We start from the raw sequence: 16,879 nt of genomic DNA on the forward strand, positions 1-16,879 counted from the left end.
GCGGATCAGCCGATCGACGCCCAGTGCTGCCAGGGGGCGGCCGACTGGAGGGTGTCGACCCGGTTGGCGAAGCCGCCGGTGCCCTTCCCCGCGTTCAGCCAGAGCCGGTTGGAGGTGTCCAGGGAGACCAGGTCCTGCTTGCCGTCGCCGTTGACGTCACCGGCGCCGACGCCCAGATCAGCGCGGTGGCACCGTCGACGGCCACCGCGGCCCGCAGCTCGGTGAGCCGGTAGTCGCAGACGTTGTCGGGCCGGCCGATCGGCTCCGGCAGCCGGTCGAGCTCCACCGGGGCCGTCCAGGCGCCCTGCGCGCCGGACCGCTCCACGACGGTCAGCCGGCGGTCCGCGGCCATCCACGCCACGACCTGACGGCCGGCCGCATTGCCCGCGAACGTCAGCCCACCGCCGAGGGCGGTCGTGACGACCTCCTGGGCGGCACCGCAGGCGGTCGCGCCGGCGGCCAGCCGGGCCGGCTTCACCGTCGACTGCCCGCCGCCCGCCGCGGCCGGCTCCGACCACAGCAGGGTCAGCGCGCCGTCCTCCGTGCGGTGGAGCCGACCGGGGCCCAGCCCGGCCGCCTGCTGCCAGCTGCCGGAGCCCGCCGGACGGATCCGGACCACCCTCTGGCCGCCCTGCCAGGACCGAACGCCGGAGGGGCGGCGGACCAACCGGTCCACCGCCCCTCCGGGAACGCTTTTTCTACGGGTCCGTCCTACTTGATGACGGTGATCCGGCCGGCCGCCGGCGGCGCGATCGGGCTGGTCTCCGAGGAGTTCTTGCCCAGGTAGGCGTTGAAGACGTCCAGGTCGGACGCGCCCACCAGCTTGTTCTTGTGCTCCTTCAGGACGGTGAAGCCGTCACCGCCGCCCGCCAGGAACTCGTTCATCGCGACCCGGTAGGTCTTCGCCGGGTCGATCGCCTGGCCGTTCAGCTTCACCGAGTCGGCCACGATCCGGTCCGCGCCGGCCTTCGTCATGTCGAGGGTGTAGGTGAAGCCCTTCGACACCTGGAGGATCTTCGGGTTGACCCCGTTCACCGGCCCGCTGACCTGCTGCTGGAGCGTGGTGATCAGCTGGGCTCCGGTCAGGTCCACCACGTTCATCATGTTGGTGAACGGCTGCACCGTGAAGGCCTCGCCGTAGGTCACCACGCCGTCGCCCTCGGCCCCGGCCGCCTTGTACGCCAGGTCCGAGCGGATGCCGCCCGGGTTCATCAGGGCCAGCTGCGCGCCGCCCTTGTCGGCCGGGGCGAGCGCCTCAAGCTGAGCGTCGGCGATCAGGCTGCCGAGCGGCTTCTCGTACTCCGCCGAGCCGCGGCCCTGGATGTCCGCGGAGATGAAGCCCTGCGGACGGTTCGCGATCGGCGCGGCCAGCGCGTTCCAGCGGCCGATCAGCTCGGTCATGTCCGGGGCCTTGGGCTGGTCCCGGTGCACCACGTGGTTGGCCGCCGACGGCGACTTGACCGCCGTGCGGACGACGTCCTTGGTCTTGCGGTCGTAGGTCAGCGTGGTTTCCGTGTACAGCCGGCCGATGGAGGCGGCCGAGGTGACCGTACGCGGGTTGCCCGCCGGGTCCGGGATGTTGCAGGCGTACGCCTGGTGGGTGTGGCCGGTCACCAGCGCGTCGACCTTCGGGTCCACGTTCTTCGCGATGTCGACGATGGCACCGGAGATGCCGGCGCCCGCACCCGGGACGTTGCAGTCGTAGTTGTACGCGCCGCTGGCCGGCAGGCCGCCCTCGTGGATCAGCGCGACGATCGACTTGACGCCCTGCCGGTTGAGTTCCGCGGCGTACTTGTTGATCGTCTCGACCTCGTCACCGAACTTGAGGCCCTTGACGCCCTCGGCGGTGACCACGTCCGGGGTGCCCTCGAGGGTCACACCGATGAAGCCGATCTTCACATCCCCCTTCTTCCACACGAAGGTGGGCGAAAGGAGCGGACGCTTGGTCTTGTCGTCCGTGACGTTGGCGGCGAGGTACTTGAACTGGGAGCCCTCGAAGGTCTTCCCGAACTCGTAGCAGCCCTCGACGGGGTGGCAGCCGCCGTACTGCATGCGGCGCAGCTCGTTGCGGCCCTCGTCGAACTCGTGGTTGCCGACGCTGGTGACGTCCAGGCCCATCTTGTTCATGGCCTCGATGGACGGCTCGTCGTGGAAGAGCCCCGACAGCATCGGGCTGCCGCCGATCATGTCACCCGCGGCGGCGGTGACGGTGTACTGCTTGCCCTTGCGGGCCTCACGCAGGCTCGTCGCCAGGTACTCGACGCCACCGGCGGGTATCGCCTTGGTGGTTCCGTCGGCCTGACGCTCGGTCACGGTGCCGGAGGACCCCTGCGGGGGCTCCAGGGTGCCGTGGAGGTCATTGAAGGACAGCAGCTGCACGTCGACCGTGCTGCTCTTGTCCTGACCGCCACCACTTGCGGCTCCGGCCGGCAGTGCGGCGGCGACCAGTGAACCGGCCCCGGCCGAGACGGCAAGGACGGCGATGGCCAACCGGCGGGCTCGGCGGTGCCGTTGTGGTGTCGCTGACATCAGTTCCCCTTTGCGGACAGCGAAACGACTTGGGAGGTGCCCGAAGCCTATGGTCAACGCGCGTAGCACGACAGGGGGTAGCGGGTTGCGAGCTGGTTACGTGCAGGTTCGGACGGGCGGCCCGGCCACGGCCGTAGGCTCGTGGCATGACTGACGCAGCAGCGGCCGTGGAGCCGGGACGGCAGATTGTGACGTTCGACGAACTGACGGAGGAGCAGGCCGAGGCGGTGCTCGGCCTGATCGAGGATGCGGCGCGCACGGACGGCACCACCGCGGTCTCGGAGCAGGGCCGGCTCCAGCTCCGCGGCGGGCGCCGCCCCGGCATCCGGCACCTGCTCCTCACCGAGGGCGGCCGGCTGGCCGGGTACGCGCAACTGGAGGACACCGACCCGGTGGAGGCGCCGGCGGCGGAACTGGTCGTCCACCCGGCGCTGCGGGGGCGCGGGCACGGCCGGGCGCTCGGCTCGGCACTGCTGGCCGAGACCGGCAAGCGGATCCGGGTGTGGGCGCACGGCGGCAAGTCCGCGGCGCGGCACCTCGCCCAGGTGCTCGGGCTGACCCTGTTCCGCGAACTGCGCCAGCTCCGCCGCCCGCTGGGCCCGGAGGCCCCGGCCCTGCCGGTCCCGTCCCTCCCGGCGGGTGTCACGGTCCGCACCTTCGTCCCCGGCGCGGACGACGCGGCCTGGCTCACGGCCAACGCGGCGGCTTTCGCCCACCACCCCGAGCAGGGCGCCCTGACCCAGCGCGACCTGGACGACCGGATGGCCCAGCCGTGGTTCGACCCGGCGGGCTTCTTCCTCGCCGAACGCGAGGGCGAGCTGGTCGGCTTCCACTGGACGAAGGTGCACGCGGCGGAGCGGCTGGGCGAGGTGTACGTGCTCGGCGTCCTGCCGGGCGCACAGGGCGGCGGCCTGGGCAAGGCCCTGACCGCGATCGGCCTCCGTCATCTGGCGGAGGCGGGCCTGCCGACGGCGATGCTGTACGTGGACGCGGACAACCCGGCGGCCCTGGCGGTCTACGAGAACCTGGGCTTCGCCACCCACGAGGTGGACCTGATGTACCGCACCGAAAGCTGACCACCCCCTGGCCGGGCCGGCCACCGCGCAGCCCCGCCGGACACCCGCCCGCGGCGAACCCGCGCCGGGCCCCGGGCGGCCGGAGCCCCCACACAGGCCCGGGCCGGAGCCCCGGTTCGCGAAGGGCCGGGGCGCAGCCCGGCCGCTCCCGCTGAGCATCCCCCCGCGGCGAGCCCGCGCCGGATCCCGGGGCAGAGCCCCGGCTCGGGAACGGCCGGGCCTGCTTCGGGGTCCGGGGCGGAGCCCCGGTTCGGAAGGGGCGGGGCTCTGCCCCAAGCGCCAGGACCGCGGCCCGGCCGCTCCCGCCCAGGCCGAACCCGCGCCGAGGCTCGGGGCGGAGCCCGGTTCCGGAACGGCCGGGGCGCAGCCCGGCCCGGCCGCGCACCCGCCCGGGCCGGGCCCGCTTCGGGGTCCGGGGCAGAGCCCCGGTTTCTGGGGCCCCTCCCAGCGGTAGCTGGGGGAGAAGGGGCGGGGTGGGGCAAAGCTCCGCGCAGCGGACCCCGCCCCGCCCCAGCCGCGCAGCCCGCGGAACCGCGGAGCCCGGGGCCCGGCCCGCCCCGGACCGCCCCCGGCGGAACACCGTAGAGCACCCCTGCCCCGCCCCGCCGAGCCCCCCGCCGCCCCGCCGGGCCCCCCACCGCCATCCCGGCCGGTCAAGGCCACCGCTCCCAGGAAGCCATACGTTATTAACCGGGCATTCAAGCGCGCTTGCGACGCTCCCCCTTATGCAGCCCGGACTTCGACTGACGGCCGACCCGTCCGACGCGCCTGTCCTCCCGCGTGCGCGGAAGAATGGAGACATGAGCCACAAGCCCAGCGCCAGCCCCACCGAGGTCCCTGTCCAGCACTCCCAGGCGGAGCGGAACACACGGCTGGGCTCCATAGCCGCGCACCGCCCGCACGCCGATCTGGAGCCCGAGATCGACGCCGATCCGGACGCCTTCGACGAGCGGGACACCGGCGAGCTGCCCGCCGGGCGGTTCCTCGACCGGGAGCGCAGCTGGCTCGCCTTCAACGAGCGGGTGCTCGAACTCGCCGAGGATCCGGCCACCCCGCTCCTCGAACGGGCTAACTTCCTCGCCATCTTCGCGAGCAACCTCGACGAGTTCTTCATGGTGCGCGTCGCCGGCCTCAAGCGCCGCATCGCCACCGGCGTGGCCACCCGCTCCGCCTCCGGCCTGCAGCCCCGCGAGGTCCTCGACCTCATCTGGACCCGGTCCCGTGAGCTCATGGCCCGGCATGCCGCCTGCTACCAGCAGGACATCTCCCCCGCCCTCGCGGAGGAAGGCATCCACCTGATCCGCTGGCCCGATCTCACCGAGAAGGAGCAGGCGCGGCTCTTCACCCTGTTCCGCAACCAGATCTTCCCGGTGCTCACCCCGCTCGCGGTGGACCCGGCGCACCCGTTCCCGTACATCTCGGGGCTGTCCCTGAACCTCGCGGTCGTGGTCCGGAACCCGGTCAGCGGCCACCGCCACTTCGCCCGGGTCAAGGTCCCCCCGCTCCTCTCCCGCTTCCTGGAGGCCTCCCCGCAGCGCTACGTCCCGCTGGAGGACGTCATCGCCGCGCATCTGGAGGAGCTGTTCCCCGGCATGGAGGTGCTCGCCCACCACATGTTCCGGGTGACCCGCAACGAGGACCTCGAGGTGGAGGAGGACGACGCCGAGAACCTGCTCCAGGCCCTGGAGAAGGAGCTCATGCGGCGCCGCTTCGGCCCGCCGGTCCGCCTGGAGGTCGAGGAGTCCATCGACCCCGGCGTGCTGGACCTCCTCGTCCAGGAACTGAAGATCTCCGCCGCCGAGGTCTACCCGCTGCCCGGCCCGCTCGACCTGACCGGCCTGTTCGGCATCGCCTCCCTGGACCGGCCGGAGCTGAAGTACCCCAAGTTCATCGCCGGCACCCACCGCGATCTCGCCGAGGTCGAGTCCGCCTCCGCGCCCGACATCTTCGCGGCCCTGCGCGAGCGCGACGTACTGCTGCACCACCCGTACGACTCCTTCTCGACTTCCGTCCAGGCCTTCCTGGAGCAGGCGGCCGGTGACCCGGACGTCCTCGCGATCAAGCAGACCCTGTACCGGACCTCCGGCGACTCCCCGATAGTCGACGCCCTGATCGACGCCGCCGAGTCCGGCAAGCAGGTCCTGGTCCTGGTCGAGATCAAGGCCCGGTTCGACGAGCAGGCCAACATCAAGTGGGCGCGCAAGCTGGAGGAGGCCGGCTGCCATGTGGTCTACGGGCTCGTCGGGCTCAAGACGCACTGCAAGCTGTCCCTGGTGGTCCGCCAGGAGGGCGAGACCCTGCGCCGCTACAGCCACGTCGGCACCGGCAACTACCACCCCAAGACCGCCCGCCTGTACGAGGACCTCGGCCTGCTCACCGCCGACCCGCAGGTCGGCGCGGACCTGTCCGACCTGTTCAACCGGCTCTCCGGCTACTCGCGCCGCGAGACCTACCGCCGGCTGCTGGTCGCACCCCGCTCCCTCCGCGACGGGCTGATCGCACGGATCAACAAGGAGGCCGCCCACCACCGGGCCGGCCGCCCCGCCTACGTCCGGATCAAGGTCAACTCGATCGTCGACGAGGCACTGATCGACGCGCTGTACCGGGCCTCCCAGGCCGGGGTGCCGGTGGACATCTGGGTGCGCGGCATCTGCGCCGTCCGCCCCGGGGTCCCCGGCCTCTCGGAGAACATCCGGGTCCGCTCGGTCCTCGGCCGCTTCCTGGAGCACTCCCGGATCTTCGCCTTCGGCAACGGCGGCGAACCCGAGGTGTGGTTCGGCAGCGCCGACATGATGCACCGCAACCTCGACCGCCGCATCGAGGCCCTGGTCAGGGTCGCCGACCCGGCCCACCGCGCGGCCCTGGACCGGATGCTGGAGACCGGCATGTCCGATGCCACCTCCTCCTGGCACCTGGGCCCGGACGGCGACTGGACCCGGCACAGCACGGACCCGGAGGGCCAGCCGCTGCGGCACGTACAGGAGATGCTCATAGACGCCCGGAGGCGCCGGCGTGGCTCAGCAAAACCATGACCTGACCGCACGCACGGCCGGGGAGGTGCTGGGCGCTTATCTGCGCGCCCAGGCCACCGCCTTCCTGCGCGGGCTGCGCCTCCACGAGGAGAGCCGGGCGGACGCGGTCGAGGGGACGGAGGCGGCCCGCACCCTGCGCGGTGCGGCCCGCCGGATCAGCGGTTCACTGGCCACCTACCGGCCGGTCACCGAGTCGGCCTGGGCGGACGGGCTGCGGACCGAGCTGGTCTGGCTGTCCGCCACGCTGGCGGACGAGCATGCGTACGGGGCCCGGCTGACCCGGCTGCTGGACGCGCTGCACCGGCTGTCGGGCTCCCCGGAGCTGCCGGCTCCGCGCGGCTCGGGCTCGGTCGGCGGGTCGCTGACGGTCGGCTCGGCGCGGGCCGCCGCCCTGCTGGAGCGGCAGCTGACGCTGGCCCGTACCCGCGCCCACTCGGCGACCCTGCAGGCCCTGGGCTCCGCGCGGTTCCACGCGGTGGCCGACGCGGTGGCGGTGCTGGCCTCGGAGGTCCCGCTGGACCCGATCGCCGCGGCCGGCCGGACCTCGGACGTCCTGGTGCCGCTGGCCGCCCAGACCGAGAGCCGGCTGGCGGTGGCGCTGGCCGGCCTGCCCCTGGTCCGGGCGTCCCACCCGTACAACGCGGACGCCCTGATCGACGACTCGCACCAGGACGCGCCCTGGCATTCGGTACGCCGGCTGCTGCGGGTCCACCGGTACGCCCAGGAGGCCCTGGGCGCGGACGTGGCCCGGCTGGCGGCGGCCGGCGAGGCGCTGGACCGGCACCGGGACGCGGCGGAGGCCGCCGCGGCCTCGGCGACGGCGGCCCGCACCCCGCGGATCGCTCCGGCGACCGCGTACGCGCTGGGGGTGCTCCATGCCGACCAGCGGCACGAGGTCGAGGCCTCCCGTTTCGCGTTCCAGCAGATCTGGGGCCGGGCGGTCGTCCCCACGTAGGCCCCCCGCCCAGGACGGACATGCCCCGGCAACGGCGAAAACCGGCCACCCCCGCATAGGTACGGGGATGGCCGGGCAGGAGCGGGCCGAACCCGGCCCACCCGGCGGCATACATCCCGGGATGTCGAGGTAACAGCCGCATAACGGCGCCTTACGGTTGTGCACACCGGGCCGCGGACTCACCGGGCCGTCCGCCACGGTTCACCATCCGTTCACTCACGACCGTCGGCCGCTTCACCTGTTCTGCCTAATTTCGGCAGTGCACGGTGCGAGCCGCCGCGAGACGCGGACACTCCCCGGGCCCAACAGACGTAGTCCTCTTCGCACGCCGCCCCGATACAGAAAGCGGCCGGCGGCTCCTGGAAGGAACACCCGAAAGTGAAGCTTCAGCGCAAGAACATGCTTCGTGCCTCCGCCCTCGGGGCGCTCGTCGTGTCCGGCGCCCTGGTCCTCACGGCGTGCGGCTCGGACGACAACACGAAGAACAACGGCTCGAACAGCGCCGCCCCCAGCGGTGCCGCGGCCGGCGACATCAAGTGTGACGGCGCCACCGGCAAGCTCCTCGCTTCGGGCTCCTCCGCCCAGAAGAACGCCGTGGACCTGTGGATCAAGAACTACATGGCCGCGTGCAAGGGCGTCGAGGTCAACTACAAGTCCTCCTCCTCCGGCGAGGGCATCGTCGCCTTCACCCAGGGCACCGTCGGCTTCGCCGGCTCGGACTCGGCGCTCAAGCCCGAGCAGGTCGAAGAGTCGAAGAAGATCTGCAAGGACGGCCAGGGCATCAACCTGCCGATGGTCGGCGGCCCGATCGCGCTCGGCTTCAACGTCCCCGGCGTGGACAAGCTGAACCTGGACGCGGCCACCATCGCGAACATCTTCAACGACAAGATCAAGAAGTGGAACGACGAGGCCATCAAGAAGCTCAACCCCGGCGTTGAGCTGCCCGACCTCGCCATCCAGGCCTTCCACCGCTCCGAGGACTCCGGCACCACCGAGAACCTCGCCAAGTACCTGAAGGCCACCGCCGGCGACGCCTGGCCGCACGAGGTCGCCAAGAAGTGGCCCGCCCAGGGCGGCCTCGGCGCCTCCGGCTCCTCCGGTGTCGCCTCCGCGGTGAAGCAGAACGCCGGCGCCATCGGCTACTTCGAGCTCTCCTACGCCTCCGCCCAGGGCATCAAGACGGTCGACCTGAACACCGGTGCCGCCGCCCCGGTCCCGGCGACCGCCGAGAACGCCTCCAAGGCCATCGCCGCCGCCAAGATCGCCGGCACCGGCAAGGACCTGGCCCTCAAGCTCGACTACACCACCAAGGCCGACGGCGCCTACCCGATCGTCCTGGTGACCTACGAGGTCGTCTGCGACAAGGGCAACAAGGCCGAGACCCTGCCCACCGTCAAGTCCTTCCTGAACTACACCGCCTCGGACGCGGGCCAGAAGGTCCTCTCGGAGAAGGGCTACGCCCCGATCCCGGCCGAGATCAACGCCAAGGTCCGCGAGGTCATCTCCTCGCTGTCCTAAGTCACGCCCCTGCTGCCGGCTCCGCCCCACTCCGGGCGGAGCCGGCAACCGGGACCCTCCCCCTCCACCCGGGGGGATCCGGTGCACCGCCGCCAGGGGGCCCTTGCCCCCACACAGACCGGAAAGACAATGGCTTCCACCACACCCACCCAGATAGACACGGCTCCGCCCGCTGTCCCCCAGAGCGGAAGGTCCACCGGCCGAGCCGGTGACAAGATCTTCGCCGGGCTCTCCAAGGGCTCCGGCATCCTGCTCCTGGTGATCATGGCGTCGATCGCCGTCTTCCTCACCTACCGGGCCACCATCGCGCTGTCGGAGAACGAGGGCAACTTCCTCACCACCTTCGACTGGAACGCCTCGGCGACCCCCCCTGTCTTCGGCATCGCCGTCCTCCTCTTCGGCACCGTCGTCAGCTCGATCATCGCGATGGCCATCGCGGTTCCGATCGCTGTCGGCATCGCCCTGTTCATCTCGCACTACGCGCCCCGCAAGCTGGCCTCGCCGCTCGCGTACGTGGTCGACCTGCTGGCCGCCGTGCCCTCGATCGTCTACGGCATCTGGGGCGCCCTCTTCCTGGTCCCGCAGCTCAACGGCCTCAACCTGTGGCTGGACGAGTACCTGGGCTGGACGTACGTGTTCGACAAGACCCAGGTCGGCGTCGCACGCTCGCTCTTCACCGTCGGCATCCTGCTCGCGATCATGATCCTGCCGATCGTGACCAGCGTCAGCCGCGAGGTCTTCCTCCAGGTCCCGCGCATGAACGAGGAGGCCGCCCTGGCCCTCGGCGCGACCCGGTGGGAGGTCATCCGGATGTCCGTACTGCCCTTCGGCCGCTCCGGCGTCATCTCCGCCTCGATGCTCGGCCTCGGCCGCGCCCTCGGCGAGACCATGGCCGTGGCGACCGTCCTCTCCCCGAGCTTCCTCATCTCGGGTCACCTGCTGGATCCGGGTGGCGGCACGTTCGCCCAGAACATCGCCGCGAAGTTCGACGAGGCCAACGAGTTCGGCCGGGACGCGCTGATCGCGTCCGGTCTGGTCCTCTTCCTGCTCACCCTGCTGGTCAACGGTGCGGCTCGCCTGATCATCGCGCGCCGCAAGGAGTTCTCGGGGGCGAACGCCTGATGAGCCACGCACTTCAGGACCCGAGCCCCCTGCGGGGCCGCTCCTCCGACAGCCTCACCCGCGGCGGCCTCCCCCGCTGGGCGCCGGCCGGGATCGCCGTCCTCTCCCTCGCCCTGGGCGCGGGCATCGGCGCCGCCGCCGGCCTGGACAGCAAGGTCCAGTGGGGCCTGATCGCCGCCGCCCTGTTCGTGATCATCACGTACACCTCCAGCTCGGTGATCGAGAACCGGCGCCAGGCCAAGGACCGGGTCGCGACCTCCGTCGTCTGGGTCTGCTTCGTGCTCGCCGTGGTCCCGCTGCTCTCGCTGATCTGGGTCACCATCAGCCGCGGCATCAAGGCCCTCACGCCCGAGTTCCTCAGCCACTCGATGAACGGCATCACCGCCTACGACGAGGGCGGCGGCGTCTACCACGCGCTGCTCGGCACCATCGAGCAGGTGGCCCTGGCCACCCTGATCGCCGCGCCGATCGGCCTGCTGACCGCCGTCTACCTGGTCGAGTACGGCCGGGGCACCCTCGCCAAGGCCGTCACCTTCTTCGTCGACGTCATGACCGGCATCCCGTCGATCGTCGCGGGTCTGTTCATCCTCACGACCTGGAACCTGGCGCTCGGCTTCGGCCCCTCCGGCTTCGCCGGCGCGATGGCCCTGTCGATCCTGATGATGCCCGTGGTGGTCCGCTCCACCGAGGAGATGCTCAAGCTCGTCCCGAACGAGCTGCGCGAGGCATCGCTGGCCCTCGGTGTGCCGAAGTGGCGCACGATCCTGAAGGTGGTCCTCCCCACCGCCATCGGCGGCATCTCGACCGGCGTCATGCTGGCCGTGGCCCGTATCGCCGGTGAGACCGCGCCGATCATGCTGCTGGTCTTCGGTGCCCAGCTGATCAACGGCAACCCCTTCGAAGGCGCGCAGTCCTCGCTCCCGCTGTACATCTGGGAGCAGTACAAGGTCGGCAGTGAAGCCTCCTACGACCGGGCCTGGGCCGCTGCCCTCGTCCTGATCGCCTTCGTCATGATCCTCAATCTGGTGGCCCGCGGCATCGCCCGCTGGAAGGCCCCGAAGACCGGCCGCTGAGGCCACCGAAAAGAGCAGTGATTCTCATGGCCAAGCGCATCGACGTCTCCGGTCTCTCCGCCTTCTACGGCGCCCACAAGGCCATCGACGACATCTCGATGACCGTGGAGCCCCGCTCCGTGACCGCCTTCATCGGCCCGTCCGGCTGCGGCAAGTCCACCTTCCTCCGCACCCTCAACCGCATGCACGAGGTCACCCCCGGCGGCCGTGTCGAGGGCAAGGTCCTCCTGGACGACGAAAACCTGTACGGCGCGGGCGTCGACCCGGTCGCGGTCCGCCGTACGGTCGGCATGGTCTTCCAGCGCCCGAACCCCTTCCCCACCATGTCGATCTTCGACAACGTGGCGGCGGGTCTGCGGCTGAACGGCAAGTTCAAGAAGAGCGAGCTCGAGACGATCGTCGAGAAGTCGCTCAAGGGCGCGAACCTCTGGAACGAGGTCAAGGACCGCCTGAACAAGCCCGGCTCCGGCCTCTCCGGCGGCCAGCAGCAGCGTCTGTGCATCGCCCGCGCGATTGCGGTCGAGCCGCAGGTGCTGCTGATGGACGAGCCCTGCTCGGCTCTGGACCCGATCTCCACCCTCGCCATCGAGGACCTGATCGGCGAGCTGAAGGAGCGCTTCACGATCGTCATCGTGACGCACAACATGCAGCAGGCGGCCCGTGTCTCCGACCGCACCGCGTTCTTCAACCTCGCGGCGGTCGGCCAGCCCGGCAAGCTGATCGAGATCGACGACACGGAGCGGATCTTCTCGAACCCGTCCATGCAGGCCACCGAGGACTACATCTCGGGCCGCTTCGGATAACCCCGATACGTCCTGCGGTGCTGCATGGCGGTGCCACCGCAGGCGAAAGAAAAACGGCCGGCTCCCCCTGGGTGGGGGGAGCCGGCCTCCTTCTTTCCCGGGCCACCCGGGCCACCCGGGCCACCCGGGCCACCCGGGCCGGGCGGATGGGGCGCAGCCCCGCGGCCCCGGGCACAGCCCGGCAAGGCCCCGGGGCGCAGCCCCGAGAAGGCGGGCGCGCCCCGGTACGGGGCCGGAGCGCAGCCCGGCGGGGGTTTGGGGCGCAGCCCCGCACGGCCGGGCGCAGCCCGGCAAAGGCTTGGGGCGCAGCCCCGGGAAGGCGGGCGCGCCCCGGTACGGGGCCGGGGCGCAACCCCGCTGCCGGCCTTGGGCCGGCCCCACGTGGCCCGGCGCAGCCGGGCAAGGGTTTGGGGCGGAGCCCCGGGACTGGGGCGCAGCCCCGTTGCCGGGCATGTGCGGACCCATGTTGCCCGGCGCAACCGGGCCCCGGGCGCAGCCCGGCAGGGCCCCGGGGCGCAGCCCCGAGAAGGCGGGCGCAGCCCGGCAGGGGCCAGACAGCCGACGTCGGGGCGGAGCCCCACGAAACCCGGGCGCAGCCCGGGAGAGGTCCGGGGCGCAGCCCCACAAACCCGGGCGCAGCCCCCGCGAACCGGGGCGCAACCCGGTACGGGCCCGGGGCGGAGCCCCGCGAACCCGGGTGCAGCCCGGCGGGGTTTGGGGCACAGCCGCAAACCCGGGCCGCAGCCGGTCAGGAACCCGGGGCACAGCCCCCGCGAACCGGGGCGCAGCCCGGCACGGGGCCGGGGCACGGCCCGGCGCAACCCCGCAAACCCGGGCGCAGCCCGGCAGGGGTCCGGAGCACAGCCCCGCGGAGCCGTGGCACAGCCCGGGGCGGAGCCGGGGCATGGCCTGACGGAGCCCCACGAACCCGGGCGCAACCCGGTACGGGCCCGGGGCGGAGCCCCGCGGAAGCGGGCACAGGCCGCTACGGGGCCGGGGCACAGCCCCCGCGAACCGGGGCGGGGCCGGGGCACGGCGCGGTGCCGGGTCGGGGTGGAGCCCCGCGGAGGCGGGCCGGGCGGGGGTGTGGCGGCTCGGCGCTTTAGCCGAAGGCCAGGTTGACTACCCAGAAGCTCAGCGCCGCCACCATCGCCGCCGCCGGCATCGTGATGAACCAGCCCATGATGATGTTCTTCGCCACGCCCCAGCGCACCGCGTTGATCCGCTTCGTCGCGCCCACGCCCATGATCGCCGAGGTGATCACATGCGTGGTCGAGATCGGCGCGTGGAACAGGAACGCCGAGCCGAACATGATCGACGCACCCGTGGTCTCCGCCGCGAAACCCTGCGGCGGGTCCAGCTCGATGATCTTCCGGCCCAGGGTCCGCATGATGCGCCAGCCACCCGCGTACGTACCCAGCGACAGCATCACCGCACAGGCGATCTTGACCCACACCGGAATCGGCGCGCCCGAGTCCTCGACATCCGCGATGACCAGCGCCATCACCACGATGCCCATCGTCTTCTGCGCATCCTGCAGACCGTGCCCGAGCGCCATCGCCGCCGCCGACGCCGTCTGCGCGATCCGGAAGCCGCGCTTGGCCTTGTGCGGGTTGGTCCGGCGGAACATCCACAGGATCACGACCATCACCAGGTAGCCGACGATCAGGCCGACCACCGGCGAGACGAACATCGGGATGACGACCTTGTCGACCACCCCGGACCAGATGACCTCCGTGCCACCCGCCAGCGCCGCTCCCACCATGCCGCCGAACAGCGCGTGGGAGGACGAGGACGGCAGGCCGAAGTACCAGGTGATCAGGTTCCAGACGATCGCGCCGACCAGCGCCGCGAACAGGATCCACATGCCCGTGGCGCCGTGCGGCGTCTCGATCAGGCCTTCACTGACCGTTTTCGCGACCCCGCTGCCCAGGAAGGCACCGGCGAGGTTCATCACCGCGGCCATGGCCAGCGCCGCCCGCGGGGTCAGCGCCCGCGTCGACACCGACGTGGCGATGGCGTTCGCGGAGTCGTGGAAACCGTTGGTGTAGGTGAAGCCGAGCGCGACGCCGATGGTCACGACCAGCGCAAAGGTGTCCACGTGGTTCAGGACTCCTTGACCGCGATGGTCTCCACCGTGTTCGCCACGTGCTCAAAGGCGTCGGCCGCCTCCTCGAGCACGTCCACGATCTGCTTGAGCTTCAGGACCTCGATGGCGTCGTACTTGCCGTTGAAGAGGTGCGCGAGCAGCTTGCGGTGGATCTGGTCGGCCTGGTTCTCGAGCCGGTTGACCTCGATCCAGTACTCGGTGAGGTTGTCCATGGTCCGCAGGTGCGGCATCGCCTCCGCGGTCAGCTCGGCCGCCCGGGCCAGCACCTCGATCTGCTGCTCGACGCCCTTGGGGAGCTCCTCCACGTTGTAGAGGACGACCAGGTCGACGGCCTCCTCCATGAAGTCCATGATGTCGTCGAGGGAGGACGCGAGAGAGTAGATGTCCTCACGGTCGAACGGCGTGATGAAGGAGGAGTTCAGCTGGTGGAAGATCGCGTGGGTCGCGTCGTCCCCCGCGTGCTCCGCCGCCCGCATCCGTTCCGCGATCTCGGCCCGTGCGGACGAGTCCGCCCCGAGCAGTTCCATCAGGAGCTTGGAGCCCGTGACGATGTTGTCCGCGGATGCGGCAAACATGTCGTAGAAGCTCGTCTCCCTGGGGGTCAGACGAAATCGCACGTGAGGTCCTCGGGGTGCATTGGATTCGGTCAGGCTGATGCTAGGCGCATCCTCCGGCCACGGCTAACCGGCTGTTCCGGCGGTTCCCCAGTGTCCTCCATCAGGCAGAGTGAGGGGCACGGGCCCCATGCCCCCACGGGCGAAGCCCGGTATCCTATACCCATGAGGGGTATATCGCGCAGGTATGCCCCGCGATATGCCCCCCTCATCAGCGGACCACGGGAGGACGCATGACGACCACCGAGACCGAGCCCGCCGGCGTCCACGGCTATCACCACCGGAAGGACGAGCACCTCAAGCGGCTCCGCCGGATCGAGGGCCAGATCCGTGGCCTCCAGCGGCTCGTCGACGAGGACGTCTACTGCATCGACATACTCACCCAGGTCTCCGCCAGTACGAAGGCCCTGCAGTCCTTCGCCCTGCAGTTGCTGGAGGAGCACCTGCGGCACTGCGTCGCCGATGCGGCGGTCAAGGGCGGCGAGGAGATCGACGCCAAGGTGGAAGAGGCCACCAAGGCCATCGCCCGCCTGCTGCGGACCTGACCCTCCGGACCCTCCGGGCCCTCCGGGGGCTGGGGGCGGCGGGCTACCCCCAGCCGATGCCGAGCAGAACCTCATCGATCCGGTCCTGGCTGAGCCGGTCCTCCAGCGCCGCGGAGGCCGCGATGATCAGTTCTCCGCACAGCTCGATCTCGGCGAGCGCCACGTGGTCCTGCATCAGCGCACTGCCTGCGGGAGTCACGCGTGTCACCTCTCTCTGCCCGAGTGCACTGCCGAACCGGCTTCTCAGCGTAGGGAGGCCACGACTCCGCGCGCATGACACGGATGGACCATTTCCGGAAACCCGGCCGTGGCCAGAACTAGTCGGCGATCTTCCCGGCGTAGATGTCCTCGCTCGCCGGCAGCACCACCTTGACCGGGGTACCGAACCCGTACAGCAGCGTGGTGGAGGACACATCGATCACGCCGTTGTTGACGTAGCTGAACCGGTGGCGGACCTTCCGGAGCCGCCCGTCCTCGTCCAGGTACGCGTCGAAGGGCACCGTGTCCTTGCTGAACCCTTTCGCCGCGGCCTCCAGTGCCCCCCGCAGCTGCGGTGACGCGGCGCGCGCGGCCCGGCCGATGTCGGTGGTCCCGCGGTAGTGCCGCACCTTGGTGCCCGACAGCTCGGTCTCGCCCACGTACGTGATCTGGTCCGCGGCCCGCAGCAGCTCGGCCGCGGCCAGTGGGTCGGTGGCCCCGCCGGTGACCAGGTTCCCGTCCGCGAGGGCGGTGGTGTCCACCCGCACCCATTTGTCGGCCGGCACCCCCGCTCCCCGGTTCTTCATGTAGAGGGCGCCGGGGGCGAGCAGTTCGGTGATCGGCCGGTGTCCCGGCTTCCCGGTGACATCCGCGGGCAGCATCACCAGCAGCTGTCCCATCTGCCGCCGGAAGTCCACCCCGCCCTCGCCCCGGATGGTGACCCGGGTCCCGCCCGTGGCCATCTCCATCGCCGTCCGCGCCCGGGCGCTGCCGGTCCGGGCCAGTACGTCCGCGGCCCCGCGCACCGCGGCCGTCCCGTCGGCGGGCTGCGGATCGTCCGTCCCGCACCCGGACGCCGTCACCAGGGCCGCCAGTACGGCCAGGGACGCCGTGGATCCACGCCTGTGCCGGTGCACCACCATCGCCTGCCAACCCCCAACGCATGAACGCTGTCCGCCCGGGCCCCCACCCGTTCCGCTTAACGAGGGCTGGGGAAGGCCGTCACGGCCGCCGGGAGGACATGCATCACATCGGGAACTCGGCATGGAGCAGGGGAACCGGTTGGCAGCCCGGTACCGTGGAGTTGTGGACTTGCACACCCAAGCGCAACCCGCCCTTCCGCTTGCGGCCGTACCGACCTCCCGGGTCCAGGCGGTCCCCCATCCGACCGAGACCGTCGAACAAGGCTCGTTCACCCTGGCCCGGTGTGGCTGCGGCTGGCGCGGTCCGGCCCGGCGCTCCCGGGACAAGGCCCGCGAGGACGCCGCCGGGCACCCGGCAGCGGCCGACCCGGACCAGTAGGC

General features: G+C 71.4%; 16 protein-coding genes. 9 read left to right on the forward strand and 7 right to left on the reverse strand.

The window, feature by feature from the left end:
* Positions 1-5: 5 nt before the first annotated feature.
* Genes DEJ50_RS35600 through DEJ50_RS15265 form a run of 3 tightly spaced genes read right to left on the reverse strand, consistent with a single transcriptional unit; the run spans position 6 to position 2,529 of the window.
* Entirely contained in the window at positions 6-176 is a 171-nt protein-coding gene (locus DEJ50_RS35600; RefSeq protein ID WP_411757679.1) for an FG-GAP repeat domain-containing protein, read from the reverse strand.
* On the reverse strand, positions 95-676 hold the full coding sequence (locus tag DEJ50_RS15260; RefSeq protein ID WP_150208561.1) for a hypothetical protein: 582 nt from the start codon (positions 674-676) through the stop codon (positions 95-97). Before DEJ50_RS15260 ends, DEJ50_RS35600 begins: the two co-directional genes overlap by 82 nt.
* A 35-nt stretch (positions 677-711) precedes the next feature.
* The gene (locus DEJ50_RS15265) at positions 712-2,529 is read right to left on the reverse strand and encodes a bifunctional metallophosphatase/5'-nucleotidase (RefSeq protein ID WP_150208562.1); all 1,818 of its coding nucleotides are present in this window, start codon (positions 2,527-2,529) and stop codon (positions 712-714) included.
* Positions 2,530-2,675: 146 nt separating this feature from the next.
* Here DEJ50_RS15265 and mshD point away from each other — a divergent pair, with 146 nt between their 5' ends.
* The 7 genes from mshD (at position 2,676) to pstB (ending at position 12,108) form a co-directional block, all read left to right on the forward strand.
* Positions 2,676-3,605: a mycothiol synthase gene (gene mshD / locus DEJ50_RS15270; protein WP_150208563.1), complete on the forward strand. Its 930-nt coding sequence runs from the start codon at positions 2,676-2,678 to the stop codon at positions 3,603-3,605.
* Positions 3,606-4,405: 800 nt separating this feature from the next.
* Positions 4,406-6,637 (forward strand): RNA degradosome polyphosphate kinase, encoded by a 2,232-nt coding sequence (locus DEJ50_RS15275; RefSeq protein ID WP_150208564.1) that lies wholly within the window; start codon positions 4,406-4,408, stop codon positions 6,635-6,637.
* On the forward strand, positions 6,618-7,592 hold the full coding sequence (locus DEJ50_RS15280) for a CHAD domain-containing protein (RefSeq protein WP_150208565.1): 975 nt from the start codon (positions 6,618-6,620) through the stop codon (positions 7,590-7,592). Before DEJ50_RS15275 ends, DEJ50_RS15280 begins: the two co-directional genes overlap by 20 nt.
* Before the next feature lie 378 nt (positions 7,593-7,970).
* Complete coding sequence (pstS, locus tag DEJ50_RS15285) at positions 7,971-9,110, forward strand: phosphate ABC transporter substrate-binding protein PstS (protein ID WP_150208566.1); 1,140 nt, start codon at positions 7,971-7,973, stop codon at positions 9,108-9,110.
* A gap of 129 nt (positions 9,111-9,239) precedes the next feature.
* On the forward strand, positions 9,240-10,232 hold the full coding sequence (gene pstC, locus DEJ50_RS15290) for a phosphate ABC transporter permease subunit PstC (RefSeq protein WP_150208567.1): 993 nt from the start codon (positions 9,240-9,242) through the stop codon (positions 10,230-10,232).
* Positions 10,232-11,305: a phosphate ABC transporter permease PstA gene (pstA, locus tag DEJ50_RS15295; protein WP_150208568.1), complete on the forward strand. Its 1,074-nt coding sequence runs from the start codon at positions 10,232-10,234 to the stop codon at positions 11,303-11,305. The genes pstC and pstA overlap by 1 nt, the downstream gene beginning before the upstream one ends.
* Positions 11,306-11,331: 26 nt before the next feature.
* On the forward strand, positions 11,332-12,108 hold the full coding sequence (pstB, locus tag DEJ50_RS15300) for a phosphate ABC transporter ATP-binding protein PstB (RefSeq protein ID WP_150208569.1): 777 nt from the start codon (positions 11,332-11,334) through the stop codon (positions 12,106-12,108).
* 1,102 nt (positions 12,109-13,210) lie between these two features.
* Here pstB and DEJ50_RS15305 read toward each other — a convergent pair.
* Both DEJ50_RS15305 and DEJ50_RS15310 read right to left on the reverse strand, forming a co-directional pair.
* The gene (locus DEJ50_RS15305; protein WP_150208570.1) at positions 13,211-14,209 is read right to left on the reverse strand and encodes an inorganic phosphate transporter; all 999 of its coding nucleotides are present in this window, start codon (positions 14,207-14,209) and stop codon (positions 13,211-13,213) included.
* 5 nt (positions 14,210-14,214) lie between these two features.
* Entirely contained in the window at positions 14,215-14,835 is a 621-nt protein-coding gene (locus DEJ50_RS15310; RefSeq protein WP_028797706.1) for a DUF47 domain-containing protein, read from the reverse strand.
* A gap of 230 nt (positions 14,836-15,065) precedes the next feature.
* Between DEJ50_RS15310 and DEJ50_RS15315 the strand changes: the two genes are divergently transcribed.
* Entirely contained in the window at positions 15,066-15,377 is a 312-nt protein-coding gene (locus DEJ50_RS15315; RefSeq protein WP_150208571.1) for a metal-sensitive transcriptional regulator, read from the forward strand.
* 43 nt (positions 15,378-15,420) lie between these two features.
* Here DEJ50_RS15315 and DEJ50_RS33945 read toward each other — a convergent pair whose 3' ends face one another.
* Both DEJ50_RS33945 and DEJ50_RS15320 read right to left on the reverse strand, forming a co-directional pair.
* Entirely contained in the window at positions 15,421-15,576 is a 156-nt protein-coding gene (locus DEJ50_RS33945) for a hypothetical protein (protein ID WP_190345092.1), read from the reverse strand.
* 118 nt (positions 15,577-15,694) lie between these two features.
* Positions 15,695-16,498, reverse strand: a complete 804-nt coding sequence (locus DEJ50_RS15320; RefSeq protein ID WP_150208572.1) for a hypothetical protein — start codon at positions 16,496-16,498, stop codon at positions 15,695-15,697.
* A 163-nt stretch (positions 16,499-16,661) separates the two neighbouring features.
* Here DEJ50_RS15320 and DEJ50_RS15325 point away from each other — a divergent pair, with 163 nt between their 5' ends.
* Positions 16,662-16,877: a hypothetical protein gene (locus DEJ50_RS15325; RefSeq protein WP_190344507.1), complete on the forward strand. Its 216-nt coding sequence runs from the start codon at positions 16,662-16,664 to the stop codon at positions 16,875-16,877.
* The last annotated feature ends 2 nt before the right edge of the window (positions 16,878-16,879 follow it).

This window comes from Streptomyces venezuelae (assembly GCF_008642295.1).
Classification (GTDB): Bacteria; Actinomycetota; Actinomycetes; order Streptomycetales; family Streptomycetaceae; genus Streptomyces; species Streptomyces venezuelae_C.